General features: G+C 59.9%; 17 protein-coding genes and 1 pseudogene. 7 read left to right on the plus strand and 11 right to left on the minus strand.

Features of this window, described 5'->3' with window-relative positions:
* Positions 1 to 199: 199 nt before the first annotated feature.
* Positions 200 to 619, minus strand: a complete 420-nt coding sequence (dksA, locus tag BJF91_RS02190) for an RNA polymerase-binding protein DksA (RefSeq protein ID WP_041696655.1) — start codon at positions 617 to 619, stop codon at positions 200 to 202.
* A gap of 302 nt (positions 620 to 921) precedes the next feature.
* On the opposite strand from dksA, the gene BJF91_RS02195 reads away from it, so the two are divergent.
* The 4 genes from BJF91_RS02195 to BJF91_RS02210 all read left to right on the plus strand — a co-directional run bounded on the left by BJF91_RS02195 (position 922) and on the right by BJF91_RS02210 (position 4,855).
* The gene (locus tag BJF91_RS02195; protein ID WP_075612881.1) at positions 922 to 1,422 is read left to right on the plus strand and encodes a SixA phosphatase family protein; all 501 of its coding nucleotides are present in this window, start codon (positions 922 to 924) and stop codon (positions 1,420 to 1,422) included.
* A 146-nt stretch (positions 1,423 to 1,568) separates the two neighbouring features.
* On the plus strand, positions 1,569 to 3,044 hold the full coding sequence (locus tag BJF91_RS02200) for a YcjX family GTP-binding protein (protein WP_075612846.1): 1,476 nt from the start codon (positions 1,569 to 1,571) through the stop codon (positions 3,042 to 3,044).
* On the plus strand, positions 3,041 to 4,153 hold the full coding sequence (locus BJF91_RS02205; protein WP_075612847.1) for a YcjF family protein: 1,113 nt from the start codon (positions 3,041 to 3,043) through the stop codon (positions 4,151 to 4,153). The genes BJF91_RS02200 and BJF91_RS02205 overlap by 4 nt, the downstream gene beginning before the upstream one ends.
* Positions 4,154 to 4,306: 153 nt before the next feature.
* The gene (locus tag BJF91_RS02210) at positions 4,307 to 4,855 is read left to right on the plus strand and encodes a hypothetical protein (RefSeq protein WP_075612848.1); all 549 of its coding nucleotides are present in this window, start codon (positions 4,307 to 4,309) and stop codon (positions 4,853 to 4,855) included.
* A 61-nt stretch (positions 4,856 to 4,916) separates the two neighbouring features.
* Here BJF91_RS02210 and folK read toward each other — a convergent pair whose 3' ends face one another.
* From folK to folP, 3 genes are read right to left on the minus strand one after another with little or no spacing between them, the layout of a single operon-like run.
* Complete coding sequence (gene folK, locus BJF91_RS02215) at positions 4,917 to 5,456, minus strand: 2-amino-4-hydroxy-6-hydroxymethyldihydropteridine diphosphokinase (RefSeq protein WP_267890133.1); 540 nt, start codon at positions 5,454 to 5,456, stop codon at positions 4,917 to 4,919.
* Positions 5,440 to 5,808, minus strand: a complete 369-nt coding sequence (folB, locus tag BJF91_RS02220; RefSeq protein ID WP_075612850.1) for a dihydroneopterin aldolase — start codon at positions 5,806 to 5,808, stop codon at positions 5,440 to 5,442. Before folB ends, folK begins: the two co-directional genes overlap by 17 nt.
* Entirely contained in the window at positions 5,801 to 6,694 is an 894-nt protein-coding gene (folP, locus tag BJF91_RS02225; protein WP_075612851.1) for a dihydropteroate synthase, read from the minus strand. Before folP ends, folB begins: the two co-directional genes overlap by 8 nt.
* A gap of 346 nt (positions 6,695 to 7,040) precedes the next feature.
* On the opposite strand from folP, the gene BJF91_RS02230 reads away from it, so the two are divergent.
* On the plus strand, positions 7,041 to 7,646 hold the full coding sequence (locus BJF91_RS02230; RefSeq protein WP_139310557.1) for a DUF922 domain-containing Zn-dependent protease: 606 nt from the start codon (positions 7,041 to 7,043) through the stop codon (positions 7,644 to 7,646).
* Positions 7,647 to 7,988: 342 nt separating this feature from the next.
* On the opposite strand, the gene BJF91_RS02235 is transcribed toward BJF91_RS02230, so the two are convergent.
* Positions 7,989 to 8,309, minus strand: coding sequence for a 2Fe-2S iron-sulfur cluster-binding protein (locus BJF91_RS02235; RefSeq protein WP_075612853.1), 321 nt, complete (start codon positions 8,307 to 8,309; stop codon positions 7,989 to 7,991).
* A 193-nt stretch (positions 8,310 to 8,502) separates the two neighbouring features.
* Positions 8,503 to 8,871: an Hpt domain-containing protein gene (locus tag BJF91_RS02240; RefSeq protein WP_075612854.1), complete on the minus strand. Its 369-nt coding sequence runs from the start codon at positions 8,869 to 8,871 to the stop codon at positions 8,503 to 8,505.
* A gap of 496 nt (positions 8,872 to 9,367) precedes the next feature.
* On the opposite strand from BJF91_RS02240, the gene BJF91_RS02250 reads away from it, so the two are divergent.
* Entirely contained in the window at positions 9,368 to 16,183 is a 6,816-nt protein-coding gene (locus BJF91_RS02250) for an apolipoprotein A-IV repeat region-like domain-containing protein (RefSeq protein ID WP_075612856.1), read from the plus strand.
* Between the two features lie 79 nt (positions 16,184 to 16,262).
* Here BJF91_RS02250 and BJF91_RS25535 read toward each other — a convergent pair.
* From BJF91_RS25535 to BJF91_RS02275, 5 genes and pseudogenes are all read right to left on the minus strand, one after another.
* Positions 16,263 to 17,175: pseudogene (locus tag BJF91_RS25535) on the minus strand (arginase family protein).
* A 495-nt stretch (positions 17,176 to 17,670) separates the two neighbouring features.
* Positions 17,671 to 19,308: a CTP synthase gene (locus BJF91_RS02260; RefSeq protein ID WP_075612882.1), complete on the minus strand. Its 1,638-nt coding sequence runs from the start codon at positions 19,306 to 19,308 to the stop codon at positions 17,671 to 17,673.
* Between the two features lie 118 nt (positions 19,309 to 19,426).
* Positions 19,427 to 19,870 (minus strand): preprotein translocase subunit SecG, encoded by a 444-nt coding sequence (gene secG, locus BJF91_RS02265; RefSeq protein WP_075612857.1) that lies wholly within the window; start codon positions 19,868 to 19,870, stop codon positions 19,427 to 19,429.
* 98 nt (positions 19,871 to 19,968) lie between these two features.
* On the minus strand, positions 19,969 to 20,739 hold the full coding sequence (gene tpiA, locus BJF91_RS02270; protein ID WP_075612858.1) for a triose-phosphate isomerase: 771 nt from the start codon (positions 20,737 to 20,739) through the stop codon (positions 19,969 to 19,971).
* 228 nt (positions 20,740 to 20,967) lie between these two features.
* Complete coding sequence (locus BJF91_RS02275; RefSeq protein WP_075612859.1) at positions 20,968 to 21,852, minus strand: phospholipase; 885 nt, start codon at positions 21,850 to 21,852, stop codon at positions 20,968 to 20,970.
* Positions 21,853 to 22,172: 320 nt separating this feature from the next.
* Between BJF91_RS02275 and parE the strand changes: the two genes are divergently transcribed.
* On the plus strand, positions 22,173 to 24,257 hold the full coding sequence (gene parE, locus BJF91_RS02280; RefSeq protein ID WP_075612883.1) for a DNA topoisomerase IV subunit B: 2,085 nt from the start codon (positions 22,173 to 22,175) through the stop codon (positions 24,255 to 24,257).
* Positions 24,258 to 24,542: the final 285 nt, after the last annotated feature.

Raw genomic sequence — 24,542 nt, forward strand, 5'->3', positions numbered from 1 at the left:
GTAAGTACGACGCTTCGCTAGAAGCATGGCGCAAGCCTATGGGCTGCTTTGCATCGATCATGACGATGCAAGTCTGAGATAACCAGCCGAACAGGCGTCTCTCACTTAATCGCAAGTCTTCCAATGCCCAGAACAAACCGCGCATTGGCTGATCTTCTTAAAACTCGAGCCGATAGGCCGCCTTATAGCAGCCTCCGTCTCATTCGTCGCGATAGACCTTTTCACGCCGCTCGTGCCGCTCCTGGGCTTCGATCGACAGGGTAGCAATCGGCCGAGCATCGAGACGCTTCAAGCCGATCGGCTCGCCGGTCTCTTCGCAATAGCCGTAGGTTCCGTCGTCGATACGCTGCAGAGCCGCGTCGATCTTGGAGATCAACTTGCGCTGCCGGTCACGGGCACGAAGCTCGATGGCGCGGTCGGTTTCGGAAGATGCCCGGTCAGCTAGGTCCGGATGATTTGCGCTTTCTTCCGCGAGGTGACCCAATGTCTCCCTTGCCTCACGAAGGATATCGTTTTTCCAAGCGATCAACTTGGCACGAAAATAAGCTCGCTGGTTCGCGTTCATGAACTCGTCGTCATCCGAGAGCACATAGTCGCTAAGATTGATCTTCTCACTCAACGCGATTCTCCTGAAGAACATCTCAATGGCGGACGTATATACTTTGGAAAGGTCGCATTCAAGCCTTACTCAAGGCTTTCCTTGATTTTTAAATCTGTCACAAAAATCGGCTAAACGGCTATTTTTTCACCCCTTTTTGTGTCGGAGCATCCGACAGTCGTCAACTTCACGTTAGGGGTTGACAGCGGCGCTGCGTCAGCGGTTGCCTCGTTAGGATACGATAGAAACTGGCTTCCTTAGCCATGGTTGACGGCACGTCGGCCTGCGCGATAGTTAGAATTCCCGAAACGGACATCAGCCGCATGACAGTCATTCTCTCAAAGCCCTTTCGCACATTCTTGCTGCGCCATGCTGCTGCCGACTGGCCTGCTGCCGGCCAGAAAGATTTCGATCGTCCCTTGAGCAATGAAGGCTATGCCCAGGCCGAACTGGTCATCGACCGCGCGGCAGACAAGGGCTATCGTCCGGATCTTGTGATTTGCTCCACCGCACTGCGTTGCAGGCAGACGGCAGATGCCGTCAGGCGCAGCATGGGGGCAGACGAAGTCGAGATCCGTTTCGTCGACTCCCTCTACAATGGCGCTGCGGATACCTATCTGGAAATTCTGCGCACGTCGGTGGAGCAGACGTCTGTCATGCTGATTGGCCATAATCCGTCGATCGAGGAGTGCTTGCATGTTCTGGTCGGAGAGCAGGTTCTCGCCCAAGCCATCCCGCGCGGCTACCCAACTTGTGGGCTAGCCGTGATCGATCCCGCCGATACCGTCAGCCGTTGGCAACTTACGGATTTTCTGGAAGCCTGATTCCACCTTTCTATATTCCGGTCAGAGTGCATTATCCGCCCTGAGCGGGTGGCACATTTGCGGCGGCGGTGCGGGCAAGCGCAGCGGTGGCCTTCAATCGGGCGCGGTAAGACCTATATGCAGGCAAACAACAGGATCCTTGCGACGTGCCGCCATCCATGACCAGCTTTACCGATGAGACCCGCATCGCGCTCGACAATCTCGCGGACCGGGCCTCGAACCTGATCTATCCGACGATCCGGCTTGGCGTCACCGGCCTGTCGCGCGCGGGCAAGACAGTGTTCATTTCGTCTCTCGTGCATAATCTGCTGAACGGTGGCCGGCTGCCGCTGTTCGAGCCTCTGCAATCGGGCCGTATTGCGCGCGTGACGCTTGAACCGCAGCCGGATGACGCGGTGCCACGGTTTCAATATGAGGATCACATTCGTGCTCTTGTGCGCGATCGCGTCTGGCCGGGATCGACGAGAGCGATTTCCGAATTGCGGCTCGTGGTCGAATACAAGAGCGCCAGCGGCTGGAACAGGCTGTTTTCGTCCGGCAAACTGGCGATCGATATCGTCGATTATCCGGGTGAATGGCTGCTGGATCTGCCGCTTATGTCGCAGGATTACCAGACATTCAGCCGCAATACGGTGGAGCTCGCCCAAACCGGTATTCGCCAGGAGTTGTCGGCACGGTGGCTGAGGCTTGCCAGTGCCGTCGATCCCGATGCGCCGGCCGATGAGACCACGGCGCGGCAACTGGCGGAGGCATTTGCCGACTATTTGAAAGCATGCAAAGCCGATGAGCGGTCGCTGTCTACCTTGCCGCCCGGGCGCTTCCTGATGCCGGGAGATCTTGAAGGCTCGCCGGCGCTGACCTTTGCGCCGCTTGTCCTCGCGCCCGACATGAAACCTGTCCGGGGTTCGCTGCGGGCGATGATGGAGCGACGGTTCGAATCCTATAAGAGCGTTGTGGTCAAACCGTTCTTCCGTGAGCATTTCGCGCGACTTGACCGGCAGATCGTGCTGATTGATGCCTTGCAGGCCATCAATCGCGGGCCGGAAGCGGTTCAGGATCTGGAAAGGGCACTGGCCGATGTGCTTGCTTGTTTTCGCCCCGGCAGTTCCAGCTGGCTGCGTGGTCTGGTCGGAAGACGAATCGACAAGGTGCTCGTCGCCGCCACCAAAGCCGATCACCTGCACCATGAAAGCCATGATCAGTTACAGGCCGTGACCAGACGGCTGGTGGACGGCGCCATCACCCGGATCGGTATGGCTGGCGCCGGCATTGATGTCTTGGCTCTGGCTTCGGTGCGGGCCACACGGGAGGCGACGGTGAAGCAGGACGGGCATGTGCTGCCTGTCGTGGTCGGCACACCGATGCAGGGCGAGACCATTGGCGGCGAGCGCTTCGATGGCACGCGCAAGACCGCCGTCTTTCCGGGCGATCTGCCGAAAAATATCGAAGGTCTGTTTCACCCCGACCAGACAGATACTGGGCTGGACCTCAACATCGTCAGGTTTCGTCCGCCGGAACTGGAAGAGGTGAGCCAAGGCGCCAACGGCAGTATCAAGCTGTCCATCCCCCATATCCGCCTCGACCGCGCCCTGCAATTTCTTCTCGGAGATCGGCTGGCATGAGCAAGACACCCGACGATATCAGGCCTATGCCACGCCGCCCGGCTGCATTTTCCCTAGACGAGCCCGAGGCTTCCCCTGCCCGCCCGCCTTTTACGACAGCGCCAGAACCGGTACGCCGCGCGCCCCAAAGCTTCGATGCCGACGTGACGATCACGCCCGATGCCGAAGATCCGTTTCTGGCCGATCCACTCCTTGCAGGCCTAGAAGGCACCGACGCGACCGTGCCGATCGCCCGGCCACGCCGGCGGCGGTTTTCCTTCGGCAAGCTCGCCGGCGCTGCCTTCGGCGCGCTTGCTTCCTTTGCAATTGGTCTCTGGATCGATGACTTGGTCCGCGACCTCTTCACCCGCGCCGATTGGCTCGGTTATACCGCGCTCGGTTTGCTCGGCATTGGCCTTGCGGCGCTCGGCGTCGTCGTACTGCGCGAGGTTGCCGGCATCTATCGGCTGGATGCGGTGCAGACCGTCAAGCAGCGGGCTGCAGCGCTGAGCCTTCAGGGCACGGCGAGCGAAGCGCGCAAGCTGGTGAAGGAGGTCGAGGCGCTGACGGGGCATCGAGCCGAGACTGCACGCGGGCGTGACGTGTTGAAGGCCGCGGAAGGCGATATCATCGATGCACCGCATCTGATTGACCTTGCCGAGCGAGAGTTGCTCGGCCCGCTGGACGCAAAAGCACGGGCCCTGATCGTCAATGCCTCAAAACGAGTTTCTGTCGTAACGGCCGTCAGCCCCCGCGCGCTAGTCGATCTCGCCTATGTATTGTTTGAAGTCGTGCGCCTGGTGCGGGGCATGGCGGAACTTTACGGTGGAAGACCCGGCTCGATCGGTATGCTGCGGTTGCTGCGGGATGTCTTTGCCCATCTCGCCGTTACAGGATCGATCGCCATCGGCGACGGGTTGGCGCAACAGGTGCTGGGCCACGGGATTGCCTCCCGCCTGTCGGCGCGACTCGGCGAAGGTGTGATCAATGGCTTGATGACGGCAAGAATCGGTATAGCCGCTATGGACCTCTGCCGCCCTCTCAGCTTCAAAGCGTTAAGACGTCCGGGCATCGGCGACTTCATGCCCGCACTGAAACCGGCGAGCAATTCCGATGCTAACACTTTGTAATAAAAACAGATAAATTGGCTGATGACATTGAATGTCAATTATTAGCCATATAACGATCGTCGGCGCGATTTCCCCTGAGCTAATAAAATATTAACCATCCCGACGGTATAAAACACCCAACAAGTGTTCGTCGATTGCGCCCAAGGAAAGCCGATGCCGCACCGTTTCTCTTCGCTTCTCGGCAGTTTTGCCATCGTCTGCGCTGTGGCTCTTCCAGCGGGTTTTGCTGACGCCGCCCAGAAGGATCGCCAGTTCTTCGAATCTGTCTCCGGCGTCTGGAGTGGTCCGGGCGAAATTGTCGCGGGCAAATACAAAGGCACCAAGTTCAGTTGTAATTTGACGGGTGAGCCTGTCGAGGGTGCCGAAGCCGGCATAAAGCTCGGCGGCACCTGCCGGGTCGGCGTGTTCTCCCAGCCCATGAATGCCGTGATTTCGATGAAGGGCGGCACCTATACCGGCCAGTTTCTCGACGGCGCCGATGGCAAGGGCCTCGACATCATTTCCGGGCAGGTCAACGGCGACAAGGTCGTCATGGGCATCAACCGCGCTAAGTTGAACGGCGCGATGGTCGCGAGCATGGACAACGACAAGGCCATGAACGTAACAATTTCCGTAAAGGTAGAGGATCGGATGATCCCTGTCATCGGGCTGCGGCTGAACCGCCAGGTCGATGACGTCGCCGTCGGCTCCATCAAGAAGTAACGATACGGCCCTTATTAAGGCATTTGAAGACAGGAACCCGGGGTCGAAAGACCGCCGGGTTTTATCTTTTCTTCCACCAGTTCACGTCGCTATCGGCGAGTGTAATGTCATGCGCATCGGCATCCGCCAGCCAGTCGCCGATACTGCGATCGTCGACGGTAAATCCATCGGCAATATCGCTCAGCGGTTGCAGCACGAAAGCGCGCTGGGTCATGCGCGGATGCGGAACCGATAAATGATCCTCCTCGATCCGGCAGTTGCCGTAGAGAAGGATATCGATATCGAGGGTACGCGGCCCCCAGCGCTCGCGCCGCTCTCGTTTCATCGCCCGCTCGAGATCGAGACAGACGGACAGCAGTGACGATGGCGCAAGCGTGGTGCGCACCAGCGCACAACTGTTGAAGAAATCCGCCTGGTCGAGCTTCCCCCAAGGAGGCGTGCGGTAGAGCCTGGACACGGCCATTACATCGCAATCCTCGCGGGCGTCGAGCGCCTGCAGCGCGGATGCCATGGCGGCGGCGGGGTCGCCGATATTACCGCCAAGTCCGAGCGCTGCGACGACCGCACCCTGCTGATCGCCCACCTTATCGATGATGGTCAACGGAGACCTCAACATAGTCCAGCATGCCGGTAATCGGCGCACTTGGCTTTCTGACGGTGATCTTTGCTCGCACGATCGATTCGAACCTCTCACAGAGCGACTTCGCAATATCGAGCGCCAGCGCTTCGATCAGATAGCGCCGCTTTCCCGTGACGATTTCCTCAATAACGTTGAAGGCGGTTCCGTAATCGACGGTGCCGGTCAAGTCGTCGGTTTCCAGTGCTGAAGAAAACTGCACCTCCAACTCGGCATCGACGAAAAACCGCTGGCCGAGAAACTCTTCCTGCTCATGCAGGCCATGACGGGCGAAAAATCCGCAATTCTTCAGGGTGATCCTGTAGGTATCAGCCATCGATCTCGTCTCCCCGCGGCTTGTGGTCTACGCCTGTGCCATCATCTTGGGCCAAGGCCAGCATGGCGTCGGCAACCGCAAGGGCGTCGCGATTGGCCTTTATATCATGCACTCTAAATATGGAAGCGCCCTGCTGCCTTAACAGGACGGATGTCGCGGCTGTTGCCACATCGCGCCCTTGGGCGTCGCGACCGGTCAGTGTGCCGAGAAACCGCTTGCGCGACGTGCCGACCAGAAGCGGGAAGCCCAAAGCCAGAAGCTCGCTGCAGCGGGCTATCAAGCCGATATTGGCTTCCACGGTTTCCTTTGCAAAGCCAAAGCCCGGATCAAGAACGATGGTTTCGGGCGTGACGCCGGCCCTTGCGGCAATGTCGAGCGAGAGTTTGAAAAACTGGCGCTGGTCTTCGATCGGATCGGCAAGCACGGTGCGACCACGACCGGTATGCATGATGCAGAGCCCGGCTCCGGCTTGCGCGGCAACGTTTGCGATCTCAGGCTCGCGCTGCAGGCCATGGACGTCGTTGACGATGTGGGCACCTGCTGCGAGCGCCAGCCGTGCGGTTTCAGCGCGGTAGGTGTCGACGGAAATCAGCGCGTCCGTCTGGCGCGCCAGCGCTTCGATGACAGGCAAAACGCGATCCTGCTCCTGCGCTGCAGACACTGGCGCTGCCCCGGGACGGGTCGATTCACCGCCGATATCGACGATATCGGCACCCTCTTCGAGACAGGTAAATGCGTGGTGCAGAGCCGACTCACGACCCATATGGACGCCGCCATCGGAAAAGGAATCCGGCGTCACATTGACAATCGCCATCAGCCGCGCCTCTGGTCCAAGTGTGAGGCGGCGGCCATGGGCCAAATGCCATTCCCGGTTCACAATTTTCACAGGCTTTTCCTCGGGATCTCTGCCGCTATCAGGCAAATGGATGGTGCTTCATCAGCGGTATTGTCGTCGCGCGATCTTCGGGCGCTGAGGAAACCCGCTCCGCAATCCGACGCCTAAGAGTTCTTGCCAACAGAAAAACGCCACTGCCGATATTGCAACGCGCCAAACAACTGCTACCTCCTTGAAAGGGCTAAAATTCAAACCGAAGATAACGCCTCAAGGAAACGGTTGCTCGCAGCGACTGGTGCGTCATGAAACGACGTGCGGCGCTGTATGCCCCAAACCGGGATGAAGTTCAATGTCGTGGATGCGTGGAAAGATGGAAACCAGAGGCTTCACAGGCCTCATGCTGGTGCTGGCGAGCTTTGGCGTTGCGGCCCCTGCCCTGACCGATAATGCCAGCGCGGAAACCATCGTGCGCAAATCGACAAGCACCTTCGTAATCGGCGGGCATTCGGCGAAGGACCTCGACGGCGAATTGGAACGCAAAGGCCCCCACACGTCGGGAAGCGGCTTGCGTCACCCGGGCGCCACCCGTATCCGCTTCGGTGGCACGATGGATTATCTGCGGCGCCCCGGCCACTGCTCGATAGGCAACGTCAAAGTGACGGTATCGATCAAAATTATCGTGCCAAGTTGGAAAAACCGGTCCAAAGCCGATCCCGAACTCGGCTTGATCTGGGATACCTTGTCCGCCGATATCAATCGCCATGAGGCCCGCCACGCGGAAATCGCGGTGCAGCACGCTCGTGATCTCGACGAAAAACTAAAAGCTCTGCCCAGCGCCAGTTCCTGCGAAGCCCTGCAGCAGACCGTATCGGAGCTCACCGACCAGGTGACACGAGAACATGATGCAGACCAGATCCGATTCGACAGGATTGAGGCCGTCAATTTTAACAATCGGATCATGCGGCTGCTGACATATCGGTATCACAAAACGCAAAAGCCCTGACCTGGCTGCCAATCCCCGCAGAAAATCAACGGGATCCTCCAGCAGGCGCAAAAGCAGACCCATCGGGCTTGCGAGAACTTTCCGGTGAATACAACCGGAAATCACCCGTAATTTCTTGGTATAGAATTTTTGCAAATCCTAAAATAAAATGGCGTTATTGATTGGTGCTGATGCGTAATTCCAGCCTGGTTCTTCCCCCGGTGCGTCCAAACATCGCTGGCGTCTTCTCCCATGCCAGCCGATAGCGCACCCTCTTGCCTCGCTCGTCCTTGAGAAGAGCGGGGCTTTTTTCTGTTCAAGCAAAAATTGGCAGAGACTTCGACCGAGGCGCCGGATACCGGTTCAGCCTTGGCGTTCCGGCACATGCACGACCAGCCCGTCAAGCGCCGGGCCGATCTTGATCTGACAGGAAAGCCTGGAATTTGGCCGGACATCCGAGGCGAAATCCAGCATGTCCTCTTCCATCGGTGCCGGACCGCCGGTCTTTTCCGCCCAGGCATCATCGACATAGACATGACAGGTGGCACAGGCACAGGCGCCGCCGCATTCCGCATCAATGCCCGGAACCGAGTTGCGGACGGCATTTTCCATCACGGTGGAGCCGTCGGCGGCATCGAGGTCAAAGCGGGTGCCGTCAAAGGCGACGATGGTCAACTTGGTCATGAGATCTATCCGAGGCTTAAGGGCATTGCGGCAAGACCGGCGCTGCGGCTTTGCCCATAGCAATGCGGGAAAACAAACGACGGCAGTCTTCTTTCAATTCCGTCGGCCAGTCAACTCCGCGCCCAGGTCAACCCCTCGTGTAAGTCGACCTGTATGATGCAGATGCTGGTGCGGTGAGCTAAATGGTTCTTTTTCAGATCCGGCAGAGCTTGAGAATGAAATGCTCAGCTTCGACAACGGTTGCGGTGATCGCTGCAATGCGAGCGGCATCGGCGCCCTTGCTCTCGACTTCGCCGGCCGCATGCGCAACCTTGAATGCGCCGACGGCGCTCGCAGCACCCTTTAGGCGATGGGCAATCGCAACCGGATCGGCCGTCGCAGCGGCAAGCCCCTGGAGACAACTGCGGGCCTGCTTGGCAAACATCTGCAGAACTTCGATTTCAAGCGCCTTGTCGCCCATGGTCTGGGTGGCCAGATGCACGAGGTCGATCGGTCTTTCCTTCGAGGGAGTCAGCCCGGATTGCACTTCTGGAGCTTCGAAAGCGATGTTGACGGCAGCCATGACCCTGTAAATCCTTTTTTGTTTTGGTACGGTTCTCGTTTTAGAGCATGCTTGTCAACAGTGGGATTGGGGTTAAATTCGGGCTGGGAGCCTGCGGAAATTTCGCGTTATGGTTAATTTCCGTTAAAGGGCGACAGATTACGTGTTTTCGAAGCCGCAGATCCTTTAAATTGTGTTAATAAGCCTGCGATCTCCTTAGGATAAGCCAAGGCGTTAATTGTAACGCTACCTGGAATGTGTCACTACGGAACGGTAAGAAAGGCGGATTGGGCCCAAGGCTTTGCTGCTCGCTTCTGTAGTGCTATGGATGACCGTTGCAATGCGGGGTATGAAGCAAGTTCGGACCAAGTCTGCCAGAAATCCAGCCCGATGATCGGCAAGCCGATCTTAGCGGGGGTACGGGACTGGATGATCAAGGTGTTAGCCGTGTTTGCCGGGCCTCAGCAGCGATCCGGTCAGGCAGGACGGCCTGAGTAGGCGTAAGCGAGGCGTACCTATGGCGACCAAAAAGACAAGCGAGTCGATTGACGATAGCGCTTTCCAGGCCCTCGAGGCAGCCCTGAGGATCGACTTCGAGGAAGAAGACGATACGCCAGTGCCAAGCCCCGCGCCTGCAGCGGAGGCAAGAATGTCCGACACACCGAGACAGACGCGGCCCGCAGCCCGCGCACCCGCCCCGCAAGCCGCGCCTAAAGCGGATGCTGCGGCCGCAGAGAGGGAGCGCGCCCGCGCCGCTGCCCAAGCGAAAGCCGCCAAGTCTCAGAAATCCGCAACACCATCCGCTGACTCGGCTCCGAAATCCCCTGCCTTTGCGCCTGCCAATGATGCCTCCCGCCGTACTTCCTCCGCGATCCTGAAGTCGCTGGACAATGGCTCGATGGGTGGTGCCGTGCGCAACGCCACAATCGTCTCGCTGCTTTGGGCGGCTGGAGGCGTGGTCCTGTCACAACTGCTTTATGGTTCGCAGATCTGGAGCGGTGGCGCCGGCGTGATTTTCGCCAACCCCGGTATCATCGCAATCCTCGTCGGCACTGTTCTGCCGATTTTTGTATTTTTCTCCTTCGCAATCATGATGTCGCGGGCGCAGGACATGCGCAATGCCGCCCGGTCCATGGCGGAAGTGGCGCTGCGGCTGTCAGAGCCGGAAACGGTGGCCTCCGAGCGGATCATGTCCGTTGGGCAGGCTGTTCGCCGCGAAGTCTCTGCCATGAACGAAGGCATCGAGCGCACCATTGCCCGTGCCACCGAGCTCGAGACACTCGTTCACTCTGAAGTGACGGCGCTGGAACGCAGCTATACGGACAACGAACTGCGGGTACGCAGCCTGGTGCAGGAACTGTCGGCTGAGCGTGACGCTATCGTCAACCACGCCGACCGCATTCGCTCCTCCATTGTCGGCGCCCATGACCAGTTGAAGGAAGACCTGTCGCTTGCGACAGAGGAAATCGGCATCCGTCTGGCCACCTCTGGTGAAGCCTTCGCCTCGATGATCGACATGCGTGCCGCATCGATCATGGAAAAGTCGAATACGGCCGCCACGACGCTCGGCTCGTTGTTGACCGCCAAGACCGACGAGATGGTCCAGACGCTCGGCGCTGCCGGCTTCTCGCTGTCGAGTGAGTTCGACAACCGGCTGCAGACGCTGACTAGCTCGATGTCGAGCCATGGCGACGAGATTTTGCGCCAGTTCGAGACCCGAGCCTCCACACTCGACGCAAACACCGAAAAGCTTAACGCAGCGCTGAACGATCGCGCCCGCCAGCTTAACGAAACTCTTGTCGCCCGCACCCGGGAAATTGCTCAGAGCTTTACGCAGGGCGAGGCCTCGATCAGCGGTAGCCTGGAAAGTGCGCTCAGCCGCCTCAATGCGTCGCTGGAAGAGAAGTCCGTTTCCTTCCGCCAGAGCCTGCAGACCAACGCCGAAGATGCGCTTGTCGATATCGACCTGCGCTCAGGCCTGTTCGAGGATCGGATGCAGGCAACGATCGGCCAGATCAACGCCACCTTCGACGACCGGATGACCGAATTCGCCACCGCCTTCGATCAGCGCGCCGGCACGCTGGACAGCAAGCTCAGCGAGAGCCTGATGCGGATCAACGAGTCGATGGCTGGAGGTTCCGAGTCTATCGAGGGCATTCTCTCGTCGTCGATCGATCGCCTCGGCAACACCATGACCGACCAGTCCTTCGCGCTCGCTGCAACGCTGGGCGGCAGCCAGGAAGTGCTGAGCGAAGCTCTGTCGAGCCATTCCCGCGAACTGGCCGAGGCATTGGAACGCCGCCGTCGCGAACTGGACGAGACCATTACCAACGCCCAGAGCCGGATCGACCAGATCATGGCAGAGCGCGGCTCTGCCCTCACCGAAGCGCTGGCCGTCAGCCAGAACCGTTTCGACGAAACCCTGGGCAGCCGTTCCGAAGCCGTCATCAATCAGCTGACCGGCAGCCACGAGCGAATTTCCGACCTGTTGCAGAATGCTTCCTCTGGCATCATCGAGGCGGTATCTTCCAGCGAAGGCCGTCTCGCCGAAACACTCGACCGCAAGGCGCAGACAATCATCGACGCGGCTGATGGCGCTGATGCCCGCATCGAAGCTGCACTGAGCGACAAGGCAGATGCCATCCGCGCCGCCTATGAAACCAATCACGAGCGCCTGACGTCTGTTCTGGATGCCAAGGTCGAGCAACTCGAGCAGACCGCAATCGCTGTCGACAGCCGCGTTGAAGCCGCTTTCGCCAACAAGGCCGACGCCATTCGTGCGGCCTATGAGGAGAGCGAAGTCCGCCTTACCCGCACGCTGGATAGCAAGGTCGACCAGATATCGGATGCCGCAACCGAAGCCGATATGCGCATCGAGCTTGCTCTTGGCAACCGCATGGACACCATCCGCAGCGTCTACGAAGAGAGCGAGAATCGGCTGGCCGGCACGATCGATGCCAAGCTCGGCGCGCTCACCGAAACGCTCGGACAGGCAGACACGCGCATCGAACAGGCATTTGGCACCAAGGCCGATCAGGTCCTGTCCGCCTATGAACAAAGCGAAGCACGGCTTGCCCGGACGCTCGACACCAAGATCGAGCAGATCAGCGATGCCGCTTCCGATGCCGACATGCGTATCGAGCTTGCGCTCGGCAACCGCATGGATACGATCAGGGCCGTCTATGAAGAGAGCGAAAGCCGATTGGCTGGCACGATCGATGCCAAGCTCGGCGCGCTGACCGAAACGCTCGGCCAGGCAGACACTCGCATTGAACAGGCATTCGGCACCAAGGCCGATCAGGTGCTGTCCGCCTATGAACAAAGCGAAGCTCGGCTTGCCCAGACACTCGACACCAAGATCGAGCAGATCAGCGACGCCGCGTCCGATGCCGACATGCGTATCGAGCTTGCACTCGGCAACCGCATGGACACGATCAGGGCCGTCTACGAAGAGAGCGAAACCCGCCTCGCCGGCACGATTGACGAAAAGCTTAATGCCCTGACCGATACGCTCGGTCATGCCGATAGCAGGATCGAACAGGCGTTTGGCTCGAAGGCTGACCAGATGCGTGCCGTCTATGAAGAAGGGCAGGCCCGCCTCACCCAAACGCTCGACAGCAAGGTCGAGCAGTTGACGGACGTCGCTGCAGAGGCCGACATGCGCATCGAATTCGCGCTCGGCAGCAAAGTCGACCAAATCCGCTCCGTCTACGAAGACAGCGAAGCGCGTCTTGCCGGCACAATCGATGCCAAGCTTGGCCAGTTGATCGAGACCGTTGGCTTTGCCGACAGCCGCGTGGAACAAGCGCTGGGCGCAAAGGCCGACCAGATCCGCCAGGCCTATGAGGCCAATCATGGCCGCTTAGAGGAAATGCTCGACAGCCGCATCAATCAGGTTCTCGACACCGCGACGGAAGCAGATCTGCGCATGGCGCTCGCTTTCGGCAACAAGGCAGACGACATCCGCGCCGCCTACGAGGAAAATCAGGGCCGTCTGGAACAGACACTCGAATCCCATTCCGGCCGGCTCACCGAAACGCTTGGCCAGTCCACTGAGCGGGTCGAGCGGGTATTTGCCCAGTCGACGGACCGGGTGGAACAAGTCCTTGGTTCCGGCGTGTCGCGTATCGAAACCGACCTCACCGGCAGCGTATCGCGACTGGAAACGTCCTTCGAAGACAATCACAATCGTCTGCGCCAGACGCTTGATGAACGCGGCAACGCGATCACCACGGCTCTGGAACAGGCGCGCACGGGTCTAGAAGAAACGCTTGCAGACCAGGGTATGGCGATCGGTGCCTCGATTGCTGCCAGCGCCGGCATGCTTGAAATGTCGCTCGAAGAGCAACAGGACCATCTGCGCACCACGATCGATGCCTCCAGCCGCGAGCTGCAGGACCGGCTGCGTGGATCAGCTGGTGCTATTGCTGGCGAATTCGGCCAGGCTGCGCGTGAAATCAGCCGCACGGCTGAGGAGTTCTCTACTCGTGTCGAAGGCTCGCTCGATGGCGTTGCAACTCGCCTGTCGGAAACCGGCACACGGATCGAGACCAGCCTCGGCAGCCTCGAGCAACGCATTCAGGGCAGCCTGGAAGGTGTCGATCTCAAGGTCAGCAATGCCGGTGACAATGTCGCTGCCAAGCTGACCGAGAAGGTCTCCGACCTTGAGCGCGTCACCAGCGATGCGACCCAGCGGATTGAACAGACCCTGGGCGAAGCTACTCAGCGCGTGGCCGAGACCTTCGACAGCCGCACGTCCCAGATCGACGAGCGCCTGTCCACCATGGACCGCGCCCTCAACATCGGCCTGCAGAACGTCAACAACACGATCGAAGGCAAGGCCGCAGGGCTTGCTTCTTCGTTGCGCGAAGCCGTGGTCGACGCGACCCGGGAAATCGACAGCGAGGCGCAGAAGTCCGCTGAATTGCTGAGCCGCACCGGCCAGGAATTCACCGACGCAATGACGGCCCGCAACGAGGAATTCACTCGCTCGGTGCGCGACCAGGCAGAAGACTTGACCCGCCGTATTTCCGAGACCCAGAACCGTCTCGCTGGCCAGGGTGCTCAGATTGCCCAGAGCTTCTCCGACGCTGGCGACGCTATCGTCGGCAAGGTTTCGGCTGCGGAAGCCACGATTACTGCCAAGGCCGGCGCAATTGCCGGCACGCTGACCGATGCCGAGAAGGCTCTGGAAGAACGCGCAGAAGCGATCCGCGCCGCGCTTTCGGCAACGACCGGCGACATGACGACTGCTCTCGACAATGTCGACAAGGCGCTCGACGCTCGCGGCAATGCCATCCGTACGACGCTGGACGAGCGCACCCGCGAACTTAACTCCATGCTGTCGGGCCGCACCTCGGAGCTCGCCCGCCTGATCGAGGAAAAGGCGAAGCCGACCGTCGAGCAATATGCCCAGGTTGGCCGCGAAGCCGCGGAGCGTATCGCTCACGCTGCCGACCAGAGCGCCGACAGCCTGCGCCGTGAAAACGCCAAGCTGGCCGATGCGCTGGCCACCCGCGCTGCCGAAGCCGCCCGCCAGATGAGTGCAGCTGAAGACAGTCTCACATCCAGCGCCGGCCAAATGATCGACCGGATCAGTGAGACCAATCAGGTCCTGCATTCGGTTGTCGAGCAGGCAGCACAATCCATGGCAGATGCCGACCGTCAGTTCGGCGCAACAACCGAAAGGCTTGCCTCGACCACCGACCGCGCTGCTGATGTCCTGGCCACTTCCGGCCGCCTGCTTGAGAGCAATCTCGAGCGGCTGTCGAACGTCTCAAACCAGGCGCTGTCGCAGGTCACTGGCATTGTTGGCCGGTTCGGCGAGCACGCCAAGGTTCTGGGCCAGGCCTCTGAACTGCTCGGTGCTGCTCAGTCAAATCTCGCCGGCACGCTCGAAGAGCGCCAGCAGGCCCTTCGCGATCTGTCTATCGGCATCGTCAAACGGTCAGAAGAAATTGAAAACACGATGAAGTCGCTGGCCGGCATGGTCGACGGTGCCTTCTCGCAAGCCGAACAGCGCTCCAGTCAAGTGGCTGGCAATCTGCGCCAGGGTATCGAGACCTCGTTTGCCGATATCGGCCAGATCCTCGGCGATACCGAAGAAAAGGCGCGCTCGGCAGCCGGCTCCATGCGCGAAGCGCTCCTGTCTGCTGGTGAGGACGCGACCCGCTCTATCGAACGTACGCTGGGCGAAGCCGAAAAGCGCTCTGGCGAACTGGCCAACCGCCTGCGCGGTGGCCTGTCGTCCTCGCTTGCCGATGTCGACCGTATTCTTGCCGAGGCTGGCCAGAAATCGGACGGCACTGCCAACCAGATGCGCGAAGCGGTACGCTCTGCCGTTGAGGATGCTCTCGGCCGGTTCTCGGGCGCGACCGACGAGATCCGTCGCTCCGCCCAGGAAATCCGCCAGGAACTGGATCTGACCCGCAACGAACTGAAGCGCGGCGCCTTCGACCTGCCGGAAGAAGCCAAGGAAAGTGCTGGCGCCATGCGTCGTGCTGTCGCCGAACAGATCAAGGCCTTGCAGGACATTTCCCAGCTCGTCGGCCGCAGCGCCCAGCAGTTGGAAATCGCCACGCCTGCTCCACGTGCGGCGCAACCTGCACCGGCTCCGGCCCCCGCACCCGCGCCGGTCCAGCCTGCTCCCGCAGTCTTGGCGCCGCAGGCTTATAGCCAGCAGCCACAGCGTCCGACCCAGCCTGTGCAGTCGGCTCCGCCCGCACCGGTCCAGAACCGTCCAGTGATTTCCGCTGGCCCGGCACAGTCCCCGGCGCAGGCCGCTCCACGCACCACCGCCGGCTCGCTCGGCCTGCGTGGCAGCCTGCAGGGCGACCAAGCCGCTCCGGCCCAGGGTGAGGCCTCTGGTGGCTGGATCAGCGATCTCTTGCGCGGTGCCTCGCGTGAGGAGCAGACGATCACCTCGCCTGCCCGCGCCCGCCCGGCCCCGACTGAAGCGCCGCGCAGCAATGACAGCCGCAATCCCCGCCACATGGTGGAATCATTGAACTCGCTGTCGGTCGACATCGCCCGCGCCATCGATCACGATGCGTCGGTGGATCTCTGGCGCCGCTACCAGCGGGGCGAGCGCGATGTCTTCACCCGCCGGCTCTACACGCTGAAGGGCCAGCAGACCTTTGACGAGATCAAGCGCAAGTACGACCGCGAACCGGAATTCCGCACCGCTGTCGATCGCTACATCGCTGACTTCGAAAAGCTGCTCTCCGACGTTGCCCGCACCGACCGCGACAAGTCGATCACCCAGTCCTATCTGACGTCGGATACGGGCAAGGTTTACACCATGCTGGCCCACGCGGCCGGCCGGTTCAGCTGATCGATAAGACATGTTCTGACTCAGACAAAACCCCGGCCTAGGCCGGGGTTTTGCGTTCGGGGAGGTATCCTGCTGTCACTTAGCTTTGGCGGACGATGGTGCCGATCACGTTGATGAGGATGCGGGCAGCGGTCAGGGCCGATAGCCCATCGATATCGGCTGGAGGGTAGAATTCAACGAGATCGAAACCCACGATCCTTCCGCGGTTTCCGACACCTGCTATCAAGTCGATCACCTGAGTGTATGTGAGGCCACCCGGGGCCCGCGCTGCAACACCCGGAAACAGACTTGGATCAAGACCGTCGCAGTCCAACGTGATAGCCACTCTTGCGCCCTCGGGTATGTGCCGTAGAGCTGATTGGATACCGTCTGTGTGAACTGCACGCGCCGTGACGATATGGCTGCCATAGCGTTGAGCCGCGTCGAGTTCGGACAGACTCGCACTACCGACACTCCGGCATCCCCACCTGCACCATGCCCGCGACGTGCGGCATTTCGCTAATCCTGCGCATCGTACTGGAATAGCCGTAATGCTCGCCATCTACCTCGTCGCGCCAGTCGATATGGGCATCAATCTGCAAGATCCAGACCGGCTCCTGATCGGCAAAGCCGTTGAGAAATGGAATGACGAGGGAGTCATCACCGCCGAGCAGAATGGGGACGGCTGATGCCGATACAATGTCGTGTGTCTTTGTCTCGACACGCGTTCGGTTGCCGCGATTGTCATGCATTGCAGTGGGGATGTCGCCAATGTCGACGCAACAATGGGGACCTCCGGCGAACAGCGGACCGCCAAGATCAAAATCCCAATGATCGATAAGGCCTGCGTCCTCATGGCTGGCGGCACGTAAGGCGGCGGGGGCAAGAGCATGTCCGCCACTATCCTTGGCAGGATAAGTGGTGCCGTGGCCAGCTCCGAATATCACGATTGCAGGCTTCCGGCCGTCGGCAAGAGCCTTTGGGAGATGAAGAAAGGAAGATTCGGCCATTATTTCCACCAAAGCTCTCCAGGAACAACTGCCTTCTAAACTACTTCCTAATCAGCGGAGCCGGCAATTGTTTGATGCAAATTGACGAATTGCCTCATCATCGGCCCTTTAGAAATTCGCTCCGGGTTCAGAAATATACGACCACAAGATGTTTTGCGTGATCACCGCAATGGCCTGGGCTTGGTCTGCTCATCAAAATGAAAGTCGGGAGCCAGCAGATATCGCCCGGTGGCAAAAGCTCTAGTCGGGGTCGATCCCAGCAGAGGACGAAATGACATTGCCAGGGATCAGCTGCCTTTGCTCTCCCTGAAAACCGATCTTGAGGGCAGAGATAAGAACCAAATCTCGAAGAACGCAAATGTCATGAGACGGAATCCTGCTTAAAGTCGTAAACAGCCTCCGGGTATCATTCGCCATAGCCGGCGCAACCGATGTCCAAATACTCAAAACCCGCCTCGAAGGCGGGTTCTGTTTCTATCATTCGATCGATGGCAGTGATTACACCAGCCGGCTCTGCTCCAGCGCCGCTTCCACGAAGCTCTTGAACAGAGGGTGCGGGTCAAGCGGGCGGGACTTCAGTTCCGGATGGTACTGGACGCCAATGAACCACGGGTGGTCAGGATACTCGACAGTCTCCGGCAGCAGGCCATCGGGCGACATGCCTGCGAAGACCAGGCCGCAGTCTTCCAGCCGCTGCTTGTAGTCGACATTGACTTCGTAGCGGTGGCGGTGGCGCTCGGAAATCTCGCTCGAGCCGTAGATGTCGGCAATCCGCGAATCCTTCTTCAGCGCCGCTTTATAGGCACCGAGACGCATGGTTCCGCCGAGATCACCGGCAGACGAGCGCTTTTCCAGCTCATTGCCCTTCATCCACTCGGTCATCAAACCAACGACAGGCTCCGGCGTTTTACCGAATTCCGTAGAGGAGGCGTTTTCGATGCCTGCGAGATGGCGAGCAGCCTCAACGACAGCCATCTGCATGCCGAAGCAGATGCCGAAATAGGGAACCTTGCGCTCGCGAGCGAATTGCGCCGCGAGAATCTTGCCCTCGGAGCCGCGCTCACCGAAGCCGCCGGGCACCAGGATGCCGTTGACCTTTTCAAGATAGGGTGCCGGATCTTCCTTTTCGAAGACCTCCGACTCGATCCATTCGAGCTTGACCTTCACCCGGTTCGCGATGCCACCATGATAAAGCGCCTCGATCAACGACTTATAGGCGTCCTTGAGGCCGGTATATTTGCCGACGATGGCGATGGTCACCTCGCCTTCCGGCGTACGGATGCGGTTGGAAACCTCATCCCAGGCTTCCAGACGCGGCTTGGGCGCCGGTTCGATGCCAAAGGCGGCCAGGACCTCGTTATCGAGGCCTTCCTTGTGATAGGCCATCGGTACGTCGTAGATATTGGCAACGTCGAGCGCCTGAATAACAGCAGACGGCCGCACGTTACAGAACAGCGACAGCTTGCGCCGCTCGGGTTCCGGGATCTCCCGGTCTGCCCGCACCAGCAGGATATCTGGGTGAATGCCGAGCGCCTGCAGCTCCTTGACCGAATGCTGCGTCGGCTTGGTCTTCAGCTCGCCTGCGGCCGGGATATAGGGCATCAGCGTGAGATGCAGATAGACCGCCGTGCCGCGCGGCAATTCGTTGCCCAGCTGGCGGATGGCCTCGACAAAAGGCATGGCCTCGATGTCGCCGACCGTGCCGCCAATTTCGCAGATCACGAAATCATAGTCGCTATTGCCTTCGACGATGAAGTCCTTGATCTCGTTGGTCACATGCGGAATGACCTGAACGGTGGCGCCGAGATAATCGCCGCGCCGTTCCTTGTCGATAATGTTCTTGTAGATCCGGCCGGTGGTGATGTTGTCGGTCTTGGTGGCCGAACGCCCTGTGAAGCGCTCGTAATGACCAAGGTCGAGGTCCGTCTCTGCACCGTCGTCGGTCACGAAGACTTCGCCGTGCTGAGTCGGGCTCATCGTGCCGGGATCGACGTTGAGATAGGGGTCCAATTTGCGCAGGCGCACGCGGTAGCCCCGCGCCTGCAACAATGCTCCGAGTGCCGCGGCCGCTATTCCCTTGCCAAGAGAGGAAACCACGCCGCCTGTGATGAATACATATCGCGCCATGGGCTTCACCGGATACCGTTTCGATTTCGATTCCGCCAGCATTATTTTCAAAGCTGACGACAATACACACAAAGAAAAACCGGCGGACTTGGAAAAGCCCGCCGGAGCGAAGTCAGAACCAGACCGATCAGTTGCCGGTCGGAACCGCGCCGGGCTGTGCCGGAGCCGGGGCTGCGCCCGTGGCAGGTGCCTGAGCACCGCCGGCTGCCGGTGCGGCAGCTCCATTGGTCGAAGATGCGGGTGCGCCGTTGTTGGCCGGAGCTGCCGGCGTGCCAGGTAGCTGGTCGAGGATATTGCCGGATGGAGCCTGCTGGCCTGCTGGTATCCGGTTCAGGATATCGGTCGGCTTTGCCTCGAAGCGCGACAGGATGCCAAGACCAAGAGACGTGAGGAAAAACAGGGCCGCGAGGATCGCCGTCGTGCGGGTCAGGGCGTTGGCCGCACCGCGCGCCGACATGAAGCCGGAACCGCCGCCGATGCCAAGCCCGCCGCCTTCGGACCGCTGAATCAGCACGACGCCGACGAGTGCGATCACGATAATCAGGTGAATGACGATCAGTACGGTCTGCATGGACGATCCATCCTGCCCGCTTGGGGCCAAGTCAAAACAACATTCGGCGGCTCTCTACACGAGGAGCCGCCGCAAAGAAAGCCCTAAATCTCAAAAGATCAGGCAGTCAAATCGGAGTACGCGCCGTATATGGCAAGGAAATCAGCAGCTTTCAAGCTGGCGCCACCGATCAGCGCACCGTCTACATTGGCCACGCCCATCAATTCTCGTGCATTGGACGGCTTGACGGAGCCGCCATAGAGAATGCGCATCTTTGCGCCCTCGCCGCCGAAGCGCCGCGTCAGTTCCGAGCGCATGAAGGCATGGGCCTCGGCGACATCGGATACTGTCGGTGTCAGGCCTGTGCCAATAGCCCAAACCGGCTCATAGGCAATCACGGTATTGTCTGCGCGGGCATCATCCGGGATCGAGCCGGCCAGTTGGCGCTTGAGAATATCGAGCGTCTGGCCAGCCTTGCGCTGGTCGGCGGTCTCACCGATGCAGACGATCGCGGTTAGCTCGGCGGCATGAGCGGCAGAAGCCTTGGCGCGCACGAGATGATCCGTCTCGGCATGATCGGTGCGGCGTTCGGAATGGCCGACGATGACGTGGGTCCCGAAGCAATCCGCGACCATTTCGGCCGAGATATCGCCGGTATGGGCGCCAGATGCATTCTGGTGGCAATCCTGAGCGCCGATCAAAAGCGGGCTGTCATCGCACAGCGCGGTCGCCACATAGAGCAGCGTTGCGGGCGGGCAGATCAGGCTTTCGACCTTCTCGCTGAGCGGCCCCTTGACGCCTTCCGCCATGGCCTTGATTTGGTCCAGCGACTCACGGGTTCCGTTCATCTTCCAATTGCCCGCGACAAGCGGACGAACATCTGGTGTCATATCGCTCCAACCCACCCTCTTTGTCCGAAAGAACACCAGCCCCAGCAATTCTGCTGAAGATGCCCTTCGGAACAGCATAAATCATCTGTTTCATACCTCGACGCTCTATAAAAGGGCGTGACGGCAAAAAAGGCAAGGTGCAATGCAGCATGCCGCTAATTCAAGCAGAGCATCGGCTTTCACCCCTCGTTTAGCGGGGTTAAAGCGCAGCTGCGACCTCGACCACTGCTAACGAATCAGCCAGTTGAGAACCGCGCGCCAATCTGTCATCCGCACTGGCGTACCGTGCGATCCCGTGAGAAACAGCGTGAAGCGGGTCGGGTAGCCGGCGCGGTGCAGCCGATCGTAGAGCGCGATCTGGTCGCCAGCGGCGTAGACGCTATCGCGGCTGCCATGGGTGAACCAGATCGGCAGCTTTCGTTTGAAGGCGGCGCTGTTGCCAAAATCGGGATCGGTGGCGCCGCCGAGGATTGCCATGCCTGACAGTTTGGAGACGATCTTGTCGTTGCGGGTAATACCCCAGCAGACGAAACTGCCCATCGAGGCGCAAGAGAGAACCACCGGTTTCCCGCCGGAATGGGCTGAGGCATAGTCGATCAGCGCCGATACCTGGGTGACGCCGGCCTGGTCGAAGGACCGGACCGTCGGCGCGTAATAGGTGCCGCCATTGTCGGTCGCGAGGTTCTTCAGCCGATTGAAGTTTCCGCCAAACTTGTAATCATCTGCCCCGAGGCGCCGATCGCCACCGCGACCGTGAATGAAGATGACCGTGAAGGCGGCGCCATCGATAGGGCCAGTGCGGGTCACCTCCATCTTGCCGGCATCGCCCAGATCGAGCGTCTCGTCCTTTTGAAAATGCCGAACGCCGAGCGAGACATACGGCGCCTTGACCCGGCGCTCAGGAATTTCATCGCGGCCGTTGATGTCGCGCATTTCCTGGTAATCGATGGTCTGGAAGTCACCCTTGTCACGGCTTTCCATAACCGTCTGACCGGCAAACAGCTCGTCCTTGAACGGTTTCAACTCGACGCCGGCGGCGCTGGCAGTGCAGGCAAAAGCGGCAGAGAAGCTTAGAACAGCAGAGGCGAAGAAATGAACTGTGGACATCCGCATCGGGATCAGGTCTCCTTGACGGCGCAGCCTTGCCACGCCGCTGCGAGAAACGCAAAAGTTTTCCGTAAAATGATGCGGGATGTGAACCTGACCGTGCCGGGCATGTGGCTCTCGCACAATGTTCGACGCCAGTGTAGAGGGCTCGTCCCTGTTTTACAGCCGATTGATTTCTGCGGCGGTATTGAGTTAGAACGGGAACAAACCGGAAACTACAGCCTGAGCATCACCAGACATCGGTCTTCAACGATTAACCGATGAAGACCCACCGCATCGGAAACATTCGATGCAAGCAAAGCTTGAAGCAAGTGACAGACAAGATCATGGACGACAAAAACGATCTCTTCGCCGCCCTGCCGACGCCGCCTGCCAAGGCCGCCAAGGCACAGACAGCGAGTGCGACCCCTGTGCCGGCTGCCAGCGACACCCCTGCCCGCACCGGGGCTTCGTCCAGGCCAGCGCCGATCTCCGCCAACAATCCCGATGACTACGGCGCGTCTTCCATTCGCGTGCTCGAGGGTCTTGAGCCGGTACGCATGCGTCCGGGCATGTATATCGGTGGCACGGATGAAAAGGCGCTACATCACCTGTTTGCCGAAGTCATCGACAACTCGATGGACGAGGCGGTTGCCGGGCATGCCAACTTCATCGACGTGCATCTGGATGCGGAGGGCTTCCTCACCGTTTCCGATAACGGTCGCGGCATTCCCGTCGAGCTGCATCCGCAAGTACCGGGCAAGTCGACGCTTGAAGTGATCATGACCAAGCTGCATGCCGGCGGCAAATTCGACGGCAAGGCCTATGAGACGTCGGGCGGTCTGCACGGCGTCGGCGTTTCCGTCGTCAACGCCCTATCCGATCTGCTGGAAGTGGAAGTGGCGCGCAATCGCAAGCTCTATCGCCAGCGTTTTTCCAGAGGCGTGCCGCTCGGCGGGCTGGAGGAACTCGGCGACGTGCACAACAGGCGCGGCACGCGGGTGCGCTTCCACCCCGATCCGCAGATTTTCGGCGACCACGCCAAATTCGATGCCGGCCGGATCTTCCGAATGGCGCGCTCCAAGGCATATTTGTTCGGCGGCGTAGAGATCCGCTGGTCCTGCGATCCGGGCGTTGTCATCGCCGGCGGCGAAATCCCTGATAAGGCCGTGTTCCATTTCCCGGGCGGGTTGAAGGACTATCTGGCGGCGACACTCGGCAAGGATTTCACCGTCACCCGAGAAATCTTCGCCGGCAAGACCGACAAGACCGGCGGCCACGGGGCGATGGAATGGGCAATCACCTGGTATGGCGGCGATCCGCAGGTACATTCCTACTGTAATACCATTCCGACCCCTGAAGGCGGCACCCATGAAGCCGGCCTGCGCATCGCACTGACCCGGGGCCTGAAAAACTATGCCGAACTGACCCAGAACAAGCGTGCCCAGCAGATCAGCACCGATGACGTGATGATCTCGGCGGTCGGCATGCTCTCGGTCTTCATCCGGGAGCCGGAATTCGTCGGTCAGACCAAGGACAAACTGGCAACGGTCGAGGCGCAGCGGCTGGTCGAGAACGCCCTGCGCGATCCCTTCGACCACTATCTCGCCGATAACCCGAATGAGGCAGCAAAGCTGCTGGATTGGGTGATCGAGCGTGCCGAAGAGCGCCTGCGGCGGCGCAAGGAAAAGGAAGTCAACCGCAAGACGGCGGTGCGCAAGCTGCGGCTGCCTGGCAAACTGGCAGATTGCGCGCAAAACACCGCGGAAGGTGCCGAACTGTTCATCGTCGAAGGGGATTCGGCCGGTGGCTCGGCCAAGCAGGCGCGCAACCGCGCCAATCAGGCGATCCTGCCCTTGCGCGGCAAGATCCTCAATGTCGGCAGCGCCAGCCGCGAAAAGCTGATGGCCAACCAGCAGATCGCCGACCTGATCCAGGCGCTCGGCTGTGGCACACGCACCAAGTATCGCGACGAAGACCTCCGCTACGAGCGCATCGTCATCATGACAGATGCCGACGTCGACGGCGCCCATATCGCCTCGCTACTGATCACCTTTTTCTACCAGGAAATGCCCGAATTGATCCGAGGCAATCACCTCTTTCTCGCCGTGCCGCCGCTCTACGTGATCCGGCAGGGCGCGAAGACCGTCTATGCCCGCGACGACGCGCACCGCGCCGAGCTGATGGACACCGTCTTCAAGGGCAAAAAGGTCGAAATCGGCCGCTTCAAAGGCCTCGGTGAAATGATGCCGGCGCAGTTGAAGGAAACCACCATGGACCCGGCCAAGCGCTTGCTCCTGAAAGTCGAAATCGACGAGGTGGATTTCGAAGGCACCCGCGACGCCGTCGACGCGCTGATGGGCACCAAGCCGGAAGCCCGCTTCCGCTTCATTCAGGAACGGGCCGCCTTTGCGGATAATCTGGATATTTGAGGTGAGAAACCAACCCTAGTACTGGCCAAACAGCCCTAGTACTGGCCATTTTGGAAACTGAAACTGGCCAACGCCTCAAACGACTATCTCCGGGCACCTAAAATTGCCCGGAAAATGCCCTTTAGAACAAACAGTGAAAACAAGACAGAGTAGCTGAGAAACCACTGTCGCGTCCGACCAAACTTGAGCGACCGCTCAACTAGGCTGGATTTTCCAACGTAGTGGAACGGCTCCTCGGAGCCAGATAAGCAGCCTCAGCCGCTGACGGTGATTGCTTTCGAACTT

The sequence above is a fragment of the Gillisella taibaishanensis genome (assembly GCF_001938985.1).
In the GTDB taxonomy this organism is placed as follows: Bacteria; Pseudomonadota; Alphaproteobacteria; order Rhizobiales; family Rhizobiaceae; genus Allorhizobium; species Allorhizobium taibaishanense.

Excerpts from the sequence above, each read along its gene's own strand:
- BJF91_RS02195 (WP_075612881.1), top strand. The coding sequence starts at position 922 with ATGACAGTCATTCTCTCAAAGCCCTTTCGCACATTCTTGCTGCGCCAT.
- BJF91_RS02205 (WP_075612847.1), top strand. The coding sequence starts at position 3,041 with ATGAGCAAGACACCCGACGATATCAGGCCTATGCCACGCCGCCCGGCT.
- BJF91_RS02210 (WP_075612848.1), top strand. The coding sequence starts at position 4,307 with ATGCCGCACCGTTTCTCTTCGCTTCTCGGCAGTTTTGCCATCGTCTGC.
- folB (WP_075612850.1), bottom strand. The coding sequence starts at position 5,808 with ATGGCTGATACCTACAGGATCACCCTGAAGAATTGCGGATTTTTCGCC.
- BJF91_RS02230 (WP_139310557.1), top strand. The coding sequence starts at position 7,041 with ATGCTGGTGCTGGCGAGCTTTGGCGTTGCGGCCCCTGCCCTGACCGAT.
- BJF91_RS02235 (WP_075612853.1), bottom strand. The coding sequence starts at position 8,309 with ATGACCAAGTTGACCATCGTCGCCTTTGACGGCACCCGCTTTGACCTC.
- BJF91_RS02240 (WP_075612854.1), bottom strand. The coding sequence starts at position 8,871 with ATGGCTGCCGTCAACATCGCTTTCGAAGCTCCAGAAGTGCAATCCGGG.
- BJF91_RS02250 (WP_075612856.1), top strand. The coding sequence starts at position 9,368 with ATGGCGACCAAAAAGACAAGCGAGTCGATTGACGATAGCGCTTTCCAG.
- secG (WP_075612857.1), bottom strand. The coding sequence starts at position 19,870 with ATGCAGACCGTACTGATCGTCATTCACCTGATTATCGTGATCGCACTC.
- tpiA (WP_075612858.1), bottom strand. The coding sequence starts at position 20,739 with ATGACACCAGATGTTCGTCCGCTTGTCGCGGGCAATTGGAAGATGAAC.
- BJF91_RS02275 (WP_075612859.1), bottom strand. The coding sequence starts at position 21,852 with ATGCGGATGTCCACAGTTCATTTCTTCGCCTCTGCTGTTCTAAGCTTC.
- parE (WP_075612883.1), top strand. The coding sequence starts at position 22,173 with ATGGACGACAAAAACGATCTCTTCGCCGCCCTGCCGACGCCGCCTGCC.